Origin of the sequence: Streptococcus mitis, from assembly GCF_016658865.1 — a bacterium.
GTDB classification, from domain to species: Bacteria; Bacillota; Bacilli; order Lactobacillales; family Streptococcaceae; genus Streptococcus; species Streptococcus mitis_BT.
The window spans coordinates 299,549-313,210 of the sequence record NZ_CP067992.1 but is presented as its reverse complement, the minus strand read 5'-3'; the positions used below and the strand labels follow the sequence as shown (position 1 = coordinate 313,210).

Here is a 13,662-nt window from a genome sequence, read left to right as displayed (position 1 = left end):
AATGTAGGGAATGATTACTTATCGTCTGCATCAGAAACTTCATGAGCTTTTTTCAACAATTCTTCAAATTCTTTTTCGGAGAAATAGTGTCTCTTTCTATCTGTATCAATAAGAAGAAATTCTGGATTATCTCTTAAAAATTGTATATTAGCATCTTCTTGACTAATTTTTGATTTCCAAAATCCGAAATTAGCATAATTAATTAATTCTTCACCATCATGTTCTCCTGCTAAATAGCTATCCACTGCTTCTTTAGGGATTTCTTTAACAACCTCTGGCATGGTGATATTGAAAGTTGGATACTTTAAAATATACTTACCATTGGCTTCATAAATTTCTAACATATCACCTTTTTTTGTTGGTATTTCTTTCATTATTATTCACTCCACAATTCTTTAATGTTCAATTTATCTTTAGGAACTCTGTCAATCACAGATTCTGGAACACCACCCGGATAGGTCTTACCACCCGGACGCCATTGAACATTCCCGCTTGCTCCGCCCTCATTGCCACTTGGAATCCTCAGATTTTCAACTTCCTTAGGTTCGATCATAATTGGATTATTTCCAAGACTACCTTTATCAAGTCCCAAAAGTTTTTCAAGTACATGGGGATCACCATCAGCTTCCTTGACCATAGCTTCAGCTACATCTTTTGGAAAGACAAATGCACCATCCGGTCGACCAAAATAACCTTCTTTTTGAATCCAATAATCATTTTTAGCAAAAGCTGCCACCCCTTCGTCAAATAAGGCATTATGTTCTTTAATATAATTAGAACTCAAATATTGCTCCGGATCTGGTCGTTTAATTGTTTCACTTGGTTTAATATTGACTATCTTTTCTGATTGTCGTTCTGATAATCCTGAATCCGGAAAACTTTTCTGCAAATTATGCCACTCTGAGGAGAACCGGTTGGCTTCCACGACATCATCCACACTACCATCTAGATTCTTCGCGAAAGCACTGAGATTATCTGCTAAATGAGATAACTTCCCTCCACTACTTGACATGACACCACTCGCTAGTTGTGGCTCCAGCCCAATATTCAGACGGAAGTTCTGAGCTGCTTCACTGAGCATATTGTCCGCATTTCGTAGACCATTGCTAAGGCTTTCTGCCGAATTCGATAAAATCTTACTTGGGCGGAGATTATCTAGCTGTTTGCCATAGGTTTTAATTTGGGAAAGGACATTATCCCCCAAGCCCTTGGCATTCTTCAAGACACCTTTGAAACTGTCTAAGTTCTTAGCTCCTTGTTCCAAGCCTTCTTTCAAAGTCGTTTTGAGACTATTCTTAACGGCAGTAAGCCCTGCTGTCTTTCCTGTCTTGGCTAAAGTCCCTAGGTATTTCCCTGCTGGTATCAAGTCAAACAAGGCAAAGGTTCCCCTCAGTGTTCTCTCGGTCGCATCTAACTCTCGTCCAGTGCCCCAGTCCTTACCGGTAGCTGCTGAGTACATGTCAGCACTAGCCAAGGCTACTCCTGCTACGGCTCCTGCTGGGGGACAGAAAATAGTCAAGACAACAAGGCCAACTCCCAGAGCGATATCCCGCCACATCTCTATCTTAGATTTCTCGTCATCTATCGATACATACTCGAAAGCTCGAGTTTGGTGCATGGCTTGGACATATTCTGTCTCCGTCAGCTTGTGTTCCTTATAGTCCTTGCTGTTTTTGAACTCCTCGTAGCTTTTCTGTAGAACCGTTCTATAAGGGCTATCAACCTTGTAGAGTTCGTCGATCCCAATCTCAGCAGGGACGACTTCCTTGGTACCGACGGGATGACCATAGGGATCTGTCATAGATTCAATTCGCTTATAACCAACCTTGTTAGTCGTTTTATACTGTTGAATGTTGAGGGCTTCGAGCTTGGCTCCTACCTTGTCCATCGCCTCATAGAAGGGGCGGTCGATTTTATCCTTGATGTAGGTGGGAACATTTCCTGCATACCGCTCCAAGGTAGAGAGTTTGGATTGCAGAGTTTGTGCCGTGCTTGTGTCATCATGATAGCTATAGGACACAGCACCGTCCGTATCCTTTTCTGCTATCAAGCGTTGAACCTTCTCAGAAATCTTGACCAGCTCTTCTACTCGTTTGGCAAATCCGGTTGAAGCTGTTCCAATACCATAGGCTCCTGCTTGAGCATTGGTGTAATTCCCATAGCCGCTGCTAGAGATTGTGGAATTTTCAGTAAGTCCCGTAATGGCTTGTTTCATCGTCTTCCAGGTCGATGAATGAAGTTCTACATCTTTGGTCATTGGTCACCTCGCGGAATCATTCCCATAGTTTCTAAGTTTTGTACCAGAGTAGGATTAGAAGAAAAACCATTTAGAAAATCATCTCTAAACTTGGTATCTTGTTTGATAAAAACTGGGTAGAAACCCAGTTTTCTTAATTTTCTTGGACTAGAAGGTCATATGGGAAATATTCTAGGTCTTTCAAGCGTTCGTCGTAGATTCCTTTGATTTTGCAAGTTGCGGCGGTGTCAAAACTCCAGTAGCCCACATAAGTATCTTTGGTATGATTATTATACCATGGGGCATCTGAGTGGCTATAGTACCAGAAGCCCTGCGCCTTGGCTACACTCTCATAGGTGTCCTCAATCATATTTTGATACTCTAAAATCGAATGGAAAGGAACTATCTTATCATGGAATAGATAAACCATATAGTATTCAATCAAGCCATCTGTGTGGTCCATCTGCTCATAAATAGCCTTCAAATCATCCAAAAACTCTTCCTTACGCTCACTATAAAGAACTCCTAAGGCAAATATATCAACCGCCAAGTCAAAAGGAACTCCTTCCGAAGCGACCTCTTTTAAGTTGGAGAGGATCCCTTGGTAATAAGGAAAGAGCTCCTGAACATCCTTCCCTAAAGAGTAGCCAACTCTTAATAAATCTTCATAATTAATAACCATAGATCTAAAATGGTGCTCATAATACTCTGGATTTATATCAGGAAATTCAGTTATTTTTCTCTGTAATGTTTTAGAATACCATACAAAATTTTCTTGGAAATATTCCTCTGTTTGAATTTTATCTCTTAACATGTATTAACTCCTTTTCTATGGGCGGATAATATTCGCCTTCTTATCGAGATTATTTATCATAATGTCGCCATTCTTCCTAACCTTCACTAACTGATAACCAACATCTCCGTGCTTCATCGCTCTATCAATTTCATCATACGTTCCTTTACCGACTGCATCTTTCAATCTGCGTTCTACCCACGGATGACTCATCTGCTTGATTTTCGAATTCTTCAAGTAACTTAAGCGAGCACTGCCATACTTAGCTTCTGCGATGATATAAGGCGGGTGCCCATTAGGATTGTGGTAGACCCCATCAATTCCATGGTGGGTGGCTCCATCGATTTCTGTGGTCATGTCCAGACTGATGCGCTCATAACCCAGCTGACGATAGATCTCGTCCGTAGTCATCTCGCCGTAGTTTCCTTTGCGCATATTACTGATAAGTTCAATAGTGCCGTCATCAACCTCTGATATGATCCCTCTTTGCTTGAGGATTTCAATCTTGCTGTGGACATCGGTATGTAGGAAGACATCCCCTTCTTTCATCTCCTTCATCCACTCTTCCTTGGTTGTATAGAAAGCATTACGAGCTCTGAGTTTATCCAGTCGGGCGTTTTCTACATTCTTTGCTTTAGAAGCTAGATTATCCAAGCTCTTTCCTAGACCTGTGTCTCCCAATTTCATGGTTGTTGTATCACGTGTAGAGAACGCGTGTATATTGGCAGAACCAACAGGTGCTACCTGCGTACTTCTGATAGTCGGTACTTCCAAAGTAAACTGCTTGGCTCGCTCCAGTCCCTCTTGGGTAGCCTTGCTTAGGTTTAAAACTTTTTCATCCACTGAATTTTTTAGCTGATGGGTGATTTGTTTACGGTAAGTAGATAAGGAGTGATAAACATTATCCCCCAAGCCCTTGGCATTCTTCAAGACACCTTTGAAACTATCCAGGTTCCTAGCTCCTTGTTCCAAACCTTCTTTCAAGGTCGTTTTGAGACTATTCTTAACGGCAGTGAGCCCTGCTGTCTTTCCTGTCTTGGCTAAAGTCCCTAGGTATTTCCCTGCTGGTATCAAGTCAAACAAGGCAAAGGTTCCCCTCAGTGTTCTCTCGGATGTGTCCAACTCTCGTCCAGTGCCCCAGTCCTTACCGGTCGCTGCTGAGTACATGTCAGCACTAGCCAAGGCTACTCCTGCTACGGCTCCTGCTGGGGGACAGAAAATAGTCAAGACAACAAGGCCAACTCCTAGAGCGATATCCCGCCACATCTCTATCTTAGATTTCTCGTCGTCAATCGATACATACTCGAAAGCTCGAGTTTGGTGCATGGCTTGGACATATTCTGTCTCCGTCAGCTTGTGTTCCTTATAGTCCTTGCTTTTCTTGAACTCCTCGTAGCTTTTCTGTAGAGCCGTTCTATAAGGGCTATCAACCTTGTAGAGTTCGTCAATCCCAATCTCAGCAGGGACGACTTCCTTGGTACCGACGGGATGGCCATAGGGATCTGTCATAGATTCAATTCGCTTATAACCAACCTTGTTAGTCGTTTTATACTGTTGAATGTTGAGGGCTTCGAGCTTGGCTCCTACCTTGTCCATAGCCTCATAGAAGGGATGGTCGATTTTATCCTTGATGTAGGTGGGAACATTCCCCGCATACCGCTCCAAGGTGGAGAGTTTGGATTGCAGAGTTTGTGCCGTGCTTGTGTCATCATGATAGCTATAGGACACAGCACCGTCCGTATCCTTTTCTGCTATCAAGCGTTGAACCTTCTCAGAAATCTTGACCAGCTCTTCTACTCGTTTGGCAAATCCGGTTGAAGCTGTTCCAATACCATAGGCTCCTGCTTGAGCATTGGTGTAATTCCCATAGCCGCTGCTAGAGATTGTGGAATTTTCAGTAAGTCCCGTAATGGCTTGTTTCATCGTCTTCCAGGTCGATGAATGAAGTTCTACATCTTTGGTCATTGGTCACCTCGCGGAATCATTCCCAGAGTTTCTAAGTTTTGTACCAGAGTAGGGTTAGAAGAAAGACCATTTAGAAAATCATCTCGCAACTGAGCATCTTGTTGGAGCCACTGTCCCATCATACTTAAAATTTCACTATTGGCACGTCGATATAGGTCGCCAACTTCATTCACTTTGTTGAGCATTTTAGAATAGTGATCCATTGCCTTGGAGGCTTCTCCACCCTCATAATATTTTGTTTCAGAAAGGCTCTTCAATTTTGGAGCCAAATTATTTTGAAATGAAACCTCAACTGTGGTGATGTAACGCATGATTGCCTGTAATTCATCAGGATTCATGACGATTTCGTTAGATCCACCACCATCCATTGTAGTAGCTTCAATTAGAACCATTTTCAAAATCCTCCTCTCTAAACGGAATAGAAAGCCAACTATACAATCTCTCAAGGAAATAGTATTGACTAAAACGATATAACTCCTCTTGATTCACATCAAATCCCAGCAATTCTCCCTCTTCTTCAACAAAGAGATAAGAAGATGTCAATAGTGCTGCGTGTCTGGTCTCGCACATTTGTTCCAAAGGATAATACTGTACCATCAGAACTTGATCAGATGCTAAAGCTGTTTCGATATCAGAAGTGAGTTGTCTTCTTTCAGTTAGAAAATCAACCTCATCTTCCAGAGGAATCCTTGTCACAAGCGATAACTTATCTTGAAGCAATAATAAGCGACTCATAGGACTAATCTTGGCAAGTTGATATCCCTGACCAGTATCAATGATAAGAATAGAGAAGTCGCTGTCACGGCAGTGCATGAAATAGAAATTATTCAGAATGATCAAGGTTGTTCCTAAGCAATACTCCCGTAGAGTTTCAACTATGGTAAAACCCGATTTTGTCAAAGAACCATCCTCATTAACTAGGCCTTTTTTCTCAAGAGCTTCCTTAGCTATCGTCCACACTAGTTCAGAAGCAGTTACAATATCGTCTAGTGTTGGCAAACCAGGTATTAGTTCCCCGTCAAAGGAACCAATCAGATAATGGAGTTCGTGAATGGAAAAAGTTTCTTTATTTGACATACTTACAACCCTTTAATTGATGCAACTTCCGATGAACTATTATAGCTATCAATGGAGTTTTTCAAACTTGTTACTGCTTTTTCATGTTCTTCCATAATAGTTCTCAAATCTTTATGGTATTTATGGATGATGTCTAGATAGGACTCAAAAGCCACCTTTGTTTTCCCAGACCACTTGGCTGACTGGAGATAACTTTTTAATTGAGTGACAGTTTGGTAGGAACTTGTCAATTCCTGATTAATTTCTTTTGAAAGCTGAATAGCTGTCTCTAGATCCTTATATTTTATTTTTAAATCTGCCATTGAACTTACCTCCTTCTACGGTTTCTTTGCCTACGTTCTTCAGCTTGACGTCTCGCCTCTGCCTCCCTCTCCCGGCGTTCTTGCTCAGCTAAACGCTCATAGTATTTGTATCGTTCATAGGCTGCATCAACAGCACTCGATAAGCTTTTTGCATCTCTAGACTGATTGGTTCGTACAGTATCAACTTTTCCTTTTACTCGATCTTCGCTATCACTAAAAACATCCTCTGGAATAAAACTTAAACTCATTGAAGATCGAGAACTGTTATAGCTATCGACTTTTCCTTCCATTGTTTTTAATTTAGAATTAAAGCTTTTTAATTGACTGTTCAAGTCATTGTACAATGCTCTATATTGTTCCCTTTTCTTTTCTGTGTCTGTTCCAAACCACGCATCCCATAACGACATACTGAGTAACCCCCTTCTAAAACTTTTCTGTATTAAAACAAGCGAAAGAATACCACGAATTCATTAAATAAGAAGGGATAGTATGATCCCTCGAATAAAGTCGGGTAACACTTTAAAAATATTTTTATTTTATTTTATCATATTTTCAAGTTATTTAAAATCAAATGAAAAAGGATCTAATCCTATTCAGTACAGAGTTGGCTCTTTCAATATTTTTCCATATTTGAGCCAATTCATAAAAGTCTAACATTAAGGAAAATATCCTTTTAAAAAAATCTGCTAAACATAAATTCTTGAAATCGGAAACGATCTGTTCTAGCTACTATTCTTAATGGTTTAAAGAATTTCAATAATGATATGGATAGCTATTTCAAAAAAACGATTTCCTCAAACAAATCTATAAATTATGGAAATCACATGTCTAACCAAAACAACCGTGCAACAATCATAACACTGCTCAATAAACTCGGATTACCTGACCACGTTTTCCATCTATTTCACCATACTCATGCTTCATTAACACCCCACTCAGATACTAATGAAAGAACAACAAAAATATGAACTAGCAAGGTTTGGCATCATCAGTAATCCAGAACAATTTGTTTTTACATATATCGACACAAAAGGAAACATCAATAAGCCTTTACATGCTGACTATCCGAACAATAAAATGAAAAGTATTAGAAAGTGACATAAAGAACTGGCACATGCTACACCTCACAAATTACGACATACAGGGGCCACGCTTGCTAAACAAGCAGGAATGAGCTTAGAAGCTATTTCTGAAGCATTAACTCATAGCGATACAATTACAACTAAAACTTATGTTAATGCTTCAAACATAGTTCCATTATCTGCTGGACAAGTTGCCTACCAACATCTTAAAAACAAGTAGGGTAATTTTAGGGCAAATTTTAGGGCAAACTTTTTTAGAAAGTATAGAAAAAAGCACCCATGAGGTAAACTCTTGAGTGCTTTGAAACGTTGATATAATCGTATTGATTAACGTTTTGAGAATTGTGATGCTTTACGAGCTTTCTTAAGACCTGGTTTCTTACGTTCAACTTTACGTGAGTCACGTGTAAGAAGTCCTGCGCGTTTCAATGAATCGCGGAAGTCTGGGTCTACTTGAAGAAGGGCACGAGCGATACCGTGACGGATAGCTCCTGATTGACCAGCGTATCCACCACCTACAACGTTAACGAAAACGTCGTATGAACCTGCAGTTGAAGTAACTGCAAATGGTTGGTTAATGACAAGACGAAGGTCAGCGTGTGGGATGTACTCTTCAACATCTTTTTTGTTAACAGTGATTTTACCAGTTCCTGGAACAAGGCGAACGCGTGCAACAGCGTTTTTACGACGTCCAGTACCTGCATATTGTGCTTGTGACATACTTTATTGTTCCTTTCCTTAGATAAGTCCTGAAATATCAAGAACTTCTGGTTGTTGTGCAGCGTGAGTGTGCTCAGCTCCAACAAATACTTTCAACTTCATACCTTGAGCGCGTCCAAGTGTATTGTGTGGAAGCATACCTTTAACTGATTTCTCGATCAAACGTACTGCATTTTTAGAACGAAGTTCACCTGCAGAGATTTGTTTCAATCCACCTGGGTGGTTTGAGTGAGTGTAGTAGATTTTATCAGTTGCTTTTTTACCAGTCAATTTAACTTTTTCAGCATTGATAACAATCACAAAGTCACCTGTATCAGTGTGTGGTGTAAATGTTGGTTTGTTTTTTCCGCGAAGTACGCTAGCAACTACTGCAGAAAGACGTCCAAGTGGTACATCAGTTGCGTCAACTACGTACCATTTACGTTCAACTTGGCCTGGTTTAGCCATAAATGTTGTTTTGTTCATGATTTCTCCTATATATAGTTCGATTTTTGTTTACGGTGATGGGTGTTCCTTCCCATCGAAAAGTATTTGGAAGGTTCCGGGGCCTTTCAAATGGGGTAAACAATACCGCCTACTATAATACCAAATTTCACCCCTAAAAGTCAATAGATATGAAAAATATTTTTCTGAATTCCACTCTTTTTATCTCTAAAAAACCTCGCTTTCGCGAGGCTCTTCTATTTATAAGATAAGGCACGTTTAAATGTTTTCCAAGGACCTAAATCATCTGTCTGCAGAACGAGACTAGCATACATACGCCCAATAAAGACTGTTGCAATTACTGCAAAAGCAATCGTAATAGCAAGCGAAATCCAAGCTTCTAACCCATTTGCATAGCCATTAATAGCTCTAAATGGCATGAAGAAAGTCGAAATAAAGGGAATATAAGAACCAATTTTCAAAATCAAATTGTCCCCTGCAGAGCCTAGGGCAGTAACCCCCACAAAACCTACCACAATCACAATCATCAAAGGTGACAAGGCTTTTCCTGCATCCTCAGGACGAGAAACCATGGAACCTAGGAAGGCTGCCAAAACTACGTACATAAAGAGACTGACTAAAATAAAGAGCAAGGTATTTAGAGAGAAAGCATCTCCTAAATGGTCCAAAATACCAAACTGGGCTAATAATGGCAAATCCTTAAAGAGCAGAATGGCAGCGAGACCACCTACGACATAGATGCCGATATGGGTCAAAATCACAAGAAGCAGAGCCAGCATGCGAGCGTAGAAATAATGGCTAGCTCGGATACTAGAGAAGACCACCTCCATGATTTTGGTTCCTTTCTCACTAGCTACTTCCTGGGCAGTGACACTAGCATAGGTAATCAAAATCATATAGAGGAAGAAACCAAGCCCTGCGGCCGCAATGGTTTGAACAATTTTTTTGTTTTCCTTGGATTCATCAATCTTCTCCGTAAAGTCAACGGTTTGACTCAGGCGCTTTTCCTGCTCTTGGGACAAATTAGCCGCCGAGCGATTGAGTTGAGCTTGAAACTCATTGAGTTTATTGGTTACTGCTAGCTTGATGCCTGTTTCAAGAGAAGTTTCACCATAGTAAACGGCTTTGATGACACTATCCTCTTGATCAATAGTTAGGTAACCCTTGATTTTCTCATCTTTGATAGCAGCTTGGGCACTGGCTTCATCCTTATAATCAAAGTTGATACCATTAGTACCCTTGAGCCCATCTTCCACAGATGGCACAGTTGTTACTACTGCTATCTTACTATTTTTGGCCATAGAAGAGCCTTGGAGATAGCCAATTCCTCCAGAGAGACCGATAAACAAGAATGGTGAAATCACCATAAAGAAGAAACTCCACGATTTGACATGTCGAAGATAGGTTTCCTTCATTACAACCCACATATTGCTCATACTTCCACCCCTGATTCTAGTTTAAAGATTTCATCAATTGTTGGCGCTTGTTGGTCAAAGGTTGCGATATATTGCCCCTGAGTCAAGATTGGGAAGAGTTCCCTTCCAGCGCTCTCGTCATCTAGGATCAATTTCCAACTGCCTTGTTTGGTCAAGCTCACCTGTTTGACATGAGGAAGACTTTCCAATTCTTCCTTGCTTCGTTCACTTGAAACAAAGAGACGCGTTTTCCCGTATTGATTGCGGACATCCTGGACTGGCCCATGCAAGACTACACGACCATCTCGAATCATCAGAATATCGTCACAAAGTTCCTCGACATTGGTCATGACATGGTCAGAAAAGATAATGGTTGCTCCACGCTCTTTTTCCTGAAAAATAACTTGCTTGAGTAATTCGGTATTGACTGGGTCCAATCCACTGAAAGGCTCATCCAAGATAATCAAGTCTGGTTCATGAATCAGAGTAATAATGAGCTGAATCTTCTGCTGATTTCCTTTTGACAGACTCTTAATTTTATCTGTCAACTTTCCTTTCACTTCCAACCTCTTCATCCATTGAGGGAGTTTTTCCTTGATCTCCTTGGCATCCATACCTTTTAGCGTCGCCAAGTAACGAACTTGTTCAAGGACTGTCAATTTAGGCATGAGACTGCGTTCTTCAGGCAGATAGCCAATCCGAGCATAGGTCTCCTGACGAATATCCTGACCATCCAGACTAATTTCTCCTTGATATTCTAAAAACTTCAAAATACTGTGGAAAATCGTTGTCTTCCCAGCACCATTTTTCCCGACTAGTCCCAAAATACGACCTGGTCGCGCTTGAAAGTCAATACCAAACAAAACTTGCTTGGGTCCAAAACTTTTCTCTAGACTTCTTACTTCTAGCATCTTTCACCTCCGAAATGTCTTGCACTCATTATACTCCTTTTTGATAGCCTTTACAATGATTTCTGTCCATTTTTATCATCCTCATTTTAGTAAAAAATCTTAGGGTACTTTGAGTTATGAGTACATTATACACTGGTAAACTCCAATTTATCTTCTCTGTTCCTCAACTGTCTATTTTTGATCCTGAATTGTTATTTGAAAAGCAAAAATCCACCCCGAAGGATGGATTGATACTTTAACGCACTTCTGCATTGACTTTTTCTTCGAGAGACGCTTGGATTTTTTCCATATAGCGTGCGACTTCTTCGTCCGTTAAGCTGTCTTCTGGATTTTGGAAAGTCAAGCTATAAGCCATTGACTTCATACCAAGTCCCAATTTTTCGCCTGAGAAAACGTCAAAGAGTTTGATATCTGTCAAACGTTTCACACCGGCAGCTTGGATAGCGTCCACAACTTCTTGGTGAGTCACTTCTGCCTTAAGGAGAAGGGCAACGTCACGGCTAACTGCTGGGAATTTAGTAATTTCCACAAATGGAGTAGCTGGTTGAAGGGCAGCTTCGATGGCTGAAAGGTTAAGCTCAGCTACATACGTTTCTGGAATATCGTAGGCCTTAGCAGTGACTGGATGCACTTGCCCAAGGAAACCAAGAACTTGGTCACCGAGTGAAATCACGGCTGTACGTCCTGGGTGAAGGCTAGCGATTTCAGATGTTGCCGTATAGGTTACTTGGATTCCCAAACGAGCAAAGAGGGCTTCAAGGATTCCCTTAGCATAGAAGAAATCAACTGGAACTGCTGCTGTTTGGAAATCTTTTTCAGCAACCAAGCCTGTCAAGGCAAAGGCAAAGCTGTTAATCTCATTTGGAAGTTCTTCTTTTGGATTACCAGTTTGCTCAAAGACTTTTCCGATTTCATAAAGAGCCAAGTTTTTATTCTTACGAGCCACGTTGTAAGCAACAGTATCAAGGATACCAGACACCATATTTTGACGGAGGACAGAACGGTCCACTGTCATTGGCCACATGAGTTCAGTAAGGTTACTTGGTTGAGCCGTAAACTCGACTGCTTTTTCAGGAGTTGTTAGAGCGTAGGTAATGATTTCTGTCAAACCTGCTCCTTCAGCAATGGTACGAACTTGACGGCGGAGTTTTTGTGTCGCAGTCAATTCACCAGCTGTCCCATCGTCTTTTGGAAGGCTGGTTGGCAAGCGGTCATAACCATAGATACGAGCGATTTCTTCAAAGAGGTCTGCTTCGATAGTGATATCCCAACGACGACGTGGTACGCTAACTGTGAAGCTATCTGCATTTCCAGAAAGACCAAATCCAAGACGACGGAAGACGTCTTCTACATCAGCATAAGAAAGATCAGTTCCGAGGACACGGTTAACATCAGCAAGAGTTGAAGAAACTTCCACATCAGAGGTATCAAGCTCACCCGCTGAAACGATGCCTTTGCGCACCGTCGCACCTGCAAGTTCTGCAATCATGCTAGCCGCCGCATCAAGAGCTTCGTTAACAGTTGCCACATTGATGCCTTTTTCAAAGCGAGAAGATGACTCAGAACGAAGGTTAAGACGACCGCTGGTCTTACGGATTGATTTTCCGTTGAAGACTGCAGCTTCAAGGACGACACGACTAGATTTCTCAGAGATTTCTGTTGCTTGACCGCCCATGACACCTGCAAGAGCTACTGGCTTGTCTGCGACAGTGATGACTAGGTCATTTGTTTCCAAGTCACGTTCTTCACCATCCAAGGTCACTAATTTTTCACCAGCACGCGCTTCACGCACACGAATGTCAGTTCCTTCAAAGGTATCCAAGTCAAAGGCATGCATTGGTTGACCAAAGTAGAGAAGGATGTAGTTGGTCACGTCCACTACGTTATTGATTGGACGGATTCCTTCGTTCATGAGAAGGTTTTGCAACCATTGTGGACTTGGTGCGATGGTCACATTATCCAAGATACGAGCGGCATAGTAAGGCGCCTTGTCTGTCTCAATGCCCACAGAAAGTGCATCTGCCGCAGCTTGGTCAGTTTCTGAAAGAGTAAATTGTTTAAAGTTGACTGCCTTATCATAGATAGCTGCCACCTCGTGAGCCACTCCACGCATAGAAAGGGCATCCGCACGGTTGGGTGTGATAGAAAGTTCGATGATTTCATCATCCAAGTCTAGATATGAGAAGACTTCATCTCCAGGAACGGCACTTTCTGGCAAGATTTGGAGGCCATCTGCGAATTCCTTAGGCACAACTGAGTCAGAAATTCCCAGTTCACCAAGCGAACAGATCATTCCAAGTGACTCTAAACCACGGATTTTTCCTTTTTTGATCTTGTAATTGTCAGCGATGCGAGCTCCTGGAAGAGCCACCATAACCTTGATACCAGCACGCACATTCGGTGCACCACAAACGATTTGACGGGCTTCTTCTTCGCCAACGTTAACCTGACAAACATGGAGGTGAGTTTCTGGCACATCTTCGCAAGACAAGACCTCACCGACGACAATTTTTGAGAGACCAGCAGCAGGTGATTCAACACCTTCTACCTCGATCCCTGTAGTTGACATTTTTTCAGCCAACTCTTGTGATGGCACATCAATGTCCACCAATTCTTTTAACCATTTATAAGATACAAGCATAATTTAGTTCTCCAGAATGACAGTTGCCACTCTAGTTCTTTTCCTTTCCTATCATTTCAATAGAAGAATCATCTTC

13 protein-coding genes and 1 pseudogene are annotated in these 13,662 nt (G+C 41.4%); 1 reads left to right on the top strand and 13 read right to left on the bottom strand.

The window, feature by feature from the left end:
* Positions 1-14 precede the first annotated feature (14 nt).
* The 8 genes from JJN14_RS01520 to JJN14_RS01485 form a co-directional block, all read right to left on the bottom strand.
* The gene (locus JJN14_RS01520) at positions 15-374 is read right to left on the bottom strand and encodes a hypothetical protein (RefSeq protein WP_061587811.1); all 360 of its coding nucleotides are present in this window, start codon (positions 372-374) and stop codon (positions 15-17) included.
* Positions 375-376: 2 nt separating this feature from the next.
* Positions 377-2,257, bottom strand: coding sequence for a pre-toxin TG domain-containing protein (locus JJN14_RS10025; RefSeq protein WP_236253701.1), 1,881 nt, complete (start codon positions 2,255-2,257; stop codon positions 377-379).
* A 133-nt stretch (positions 2,258-2,390) separates the two neighbouring features.
* Positions 2,391-3,050: a PoNe immunity protein domain-containing protein gene (locus JJN14_RS01510; RefSeq protein ID WP_201058720.1), complete on the bottom strand. Its 660-nt coding sequence runs from the start codon at positions 3,048-3,050 to the stop codon at positions 2,391-2,393.
* A 15-nt stretch (positions 3,051-3,065) separates the two neighbouring features.
* Positions 3,066-4,994: a pre-toxin TG domain-containing protein gene (locus JJN14_RS10020; RefSeq protein ID WP_236253700.1), complete on the bottom strand. Its 1,929-nt coding sequence runs from the start codon at positions 4,992-4,994 to the stop codon at positions 3,066-3,068.
* Positions 4,991-5,386 (bottom strand): hypothetical protein, encoded by a 396-nt coding sequence (locus JJN14_RS01500; protein WP_125453231.1) that lies wholly within the window; start codon positions 5,384-5,386, stop codon positions 4,991-4,993. Before JJN14_RS01500 ends, JJN14_RS10020 begins: the two co-directional genes overlap by 4 nt.
* Positions 5,373-6,071, bottom strand: a complete 699-nt coding sequence (locus JJN14_RS01495; RefSeq protein WP_201058719.1) for a DUF5081 family protein — start codon at positions 6,069-6,071, stop codon at positions 5,373-5,375. Before JJN14_RS01495 ends, JJN14_RS01500 begins: the two co-directional genes overlap by 14 nt.
* A gap of 2 nt (positions 6,072-6,073) precedes the next feature.
* Positions 6,074-6,373: a WXG100 family type VII secretion target gene (locus JJN14_RS01490; protein ID WP_201058718.1), complete on the bottom strand. Its 300-nt coding sequence runs from the start codon at positions 6,371-6,373 to the stop codon at positions 6,074-6,076.
* Between the two features lie 5 nt (positions 6,374-6,378).
* Entirely contained in the window at positions 6,379-6,780 is a 402-nt protein-coding gene (locus tag JJN14_RS01485; protein ID WP_201058717.1) for a hypothetical protein, read from the bottom strand.
* 541 nt (positions 6,781-7,321) lie between these two features.
* On the opposite strand from JJN14_RS01485, the pseudogene JJN14_RS01480 reads away from it, so the two are divergent.
* Positions 7,322-7,675, top strand: a pseudogene (locus JJN14_RS01480) (tyrosine-type recombinase/integrase); the annotation flags it as partial.
* Between the two features lie 107 nt (positions 7,676-7,782).
* Here the strand turns inward: JJN14_RS01480 and rpsI are convergent.
* The 5 genes from rpsI to pheT all read right to left on the bottom strand — a co-directional run bounded on the left by rpsI (position 7,783) and on the right by pheT (position 13,586).
* Positions 7,783-8,175, bottom strand: coding sequence for a 30S ribosomal protein S9 (gene rpsI / locus JJN14_RS01475; protein ID WP_000075964.1), 393 nt, complete (start codon positions 8,173-8,175; stop codon positions 7,783-7,785).
* An 18-nt stretch (positions 8,176-8,193) separates the two neighbouring features.
* Positions 8,194-8,640, bottom strand: a complete 447-nt coding sequence (rplM, locus tag JJN14_RS01470; protein ID WP_001044624.1) for a 50S ribosomal protein L13 — start codon at positions 8,638-8,640, stop codon at positions 8,194-8,196.
* Positions 8,641-8,855: 215 nt separating this feature from the next.
* Positions 8,856-10,055 carry an ABC transporter permease gene (locus tag JJN14_RS01465; RefSeq protein ID WP_201058716.1) on the bottom strand — a complete coding sequence of 400 codons (1,200 nt, stop codon included), beginning with the start codon at positions 10,053-10,055 and terminating at the stop codon, positions 8,856-8,858.
* Positions 10,052-10,945, bottom strand: a complete 894-nt coding sequence (locus JJN14_RS01460; RefSeq protein WP_124788135.1) for an ABC transporter ATP-binding protein — start codon at positions 10,943-10,945, stop codon at positions 10,052-10,054. The genes JJN14_RS01465 and JJN14_RS01460 overlap by 4 nt, the downstream gene beginning before the upstream one ends.
* A 235-nt stretch (positions 10,946-11,180) precedes the next feature.
* Complete coding sequence (gene pheT / locus JJN14_RS01455; protein WP_201058715.1) at positions 11,181-13,586, bottom strand: phenylalanine--tRNA ligase subunit beta; 2,406 nt, start codon at positions 13,584-13,586, stop codon at positions 11,181-11,183.
* Between the last annotated feature and the right edge of the window lie 76 nt (positions 13,587-13,662).

What these genes read in the sequence shown, in the direction of transcription:
- JJN14_RS01510 (WP_201058720.1), bottom strand. Translation starts at nt 3,050, where the DNA reads ATGTTAAGAGATAAAATTCAAACAGAGGAATATTTCCAAGAAAATTTT.
- JJN14_RS01500 (WP_125453231.1), bottom strand. Translation starts at nt 5,386, where the DNA reads ATGGTTCTAATTGAAGCTACTACAATGGATGGTGGTGGATCTAACGAA.
- rpsI (WP_000075964.1), bottom strand. Translation starts at nt 8,175, where the DNA reads ATGTCACAAGCACAATATGCAGGTACTGGACGTCGTAAAAACGCTGTT.
- JJN14_RS01490 (WP_201058718.1), bottom strand. Translation starts at nt 6,373, where the DNA reads ATGGCAGATTTAAAAATAAAATATAAGGATCTAGAGACAGCTATTCAG.
- pheT (WP_201058715.1), bottom strand. Translation starts at nt 13,586, where the DNA reads ATGCTTGTATCTTATAAATGGTTAAAAGAATTGGTGGACATTGATGTG.
- JJN14_RS01465 (WP_201058716.1), bottom strand. Translation starts at nt 10,055, where the DNA reads ATGAGCAATATGTGGGTTGTAATGAAGGAAACCTATCTTCGACATGTC.
- JJN14_RS01495 (WP_201058719.1), bottom strand. Translation starts at nt 6,071, where the DNA reads ATGTCAAATAAAGAAACTTTTTCCATTCACGAACTCCATTATCTGATT.
- rplM (WP_001044624.1), bottom strand. Translation starts at nt 8,640, where the DNA reads ATGAACAAAACAACATTTATGGCTAAACCAGGCCAAGTTGAACGTAAA.
- JJN14_RS01460 (WP_124788135.1), bottom strand. Translation starts at nt 10,945, where the DNA reads ATGCTAGAAGTAAGAAGTCTAGAGAAAAGTTTTGGACCCAAGCAAGTT.
- JJN14_RS01485 (WP_201058717.1), bottom strand. Translation starts at nt 6,780, where the DNA reads ATGTCGTTATGGGATGCGTGGTTTGGAACAGACACAGAAAAGAAAAGG.
- JJN14_RS01520 (WP_061587811.1), bottom strand. Translation starts at nt 374, where the DNA reads ATGAAAGAAATACCAACAAAAAAAGGTGATATGTTAGAAATTTATGAA.
- JJN14_RS10025 (WP_236253701.1), bottom strand. Translation starts at nt 2,257, where the DNA reads ATGACCAAAGATGTAGAACTTCATTCATCGACCTGGAAGACGATGAAA.
- JJN14_RS10020 (WP_236253700.1), bottom strand. Translation starts at nt 4,994, where the DNA reads ATGACCAAAGATGTAGAACTTCATTCATCGACCTGGAAGACGATGAAA.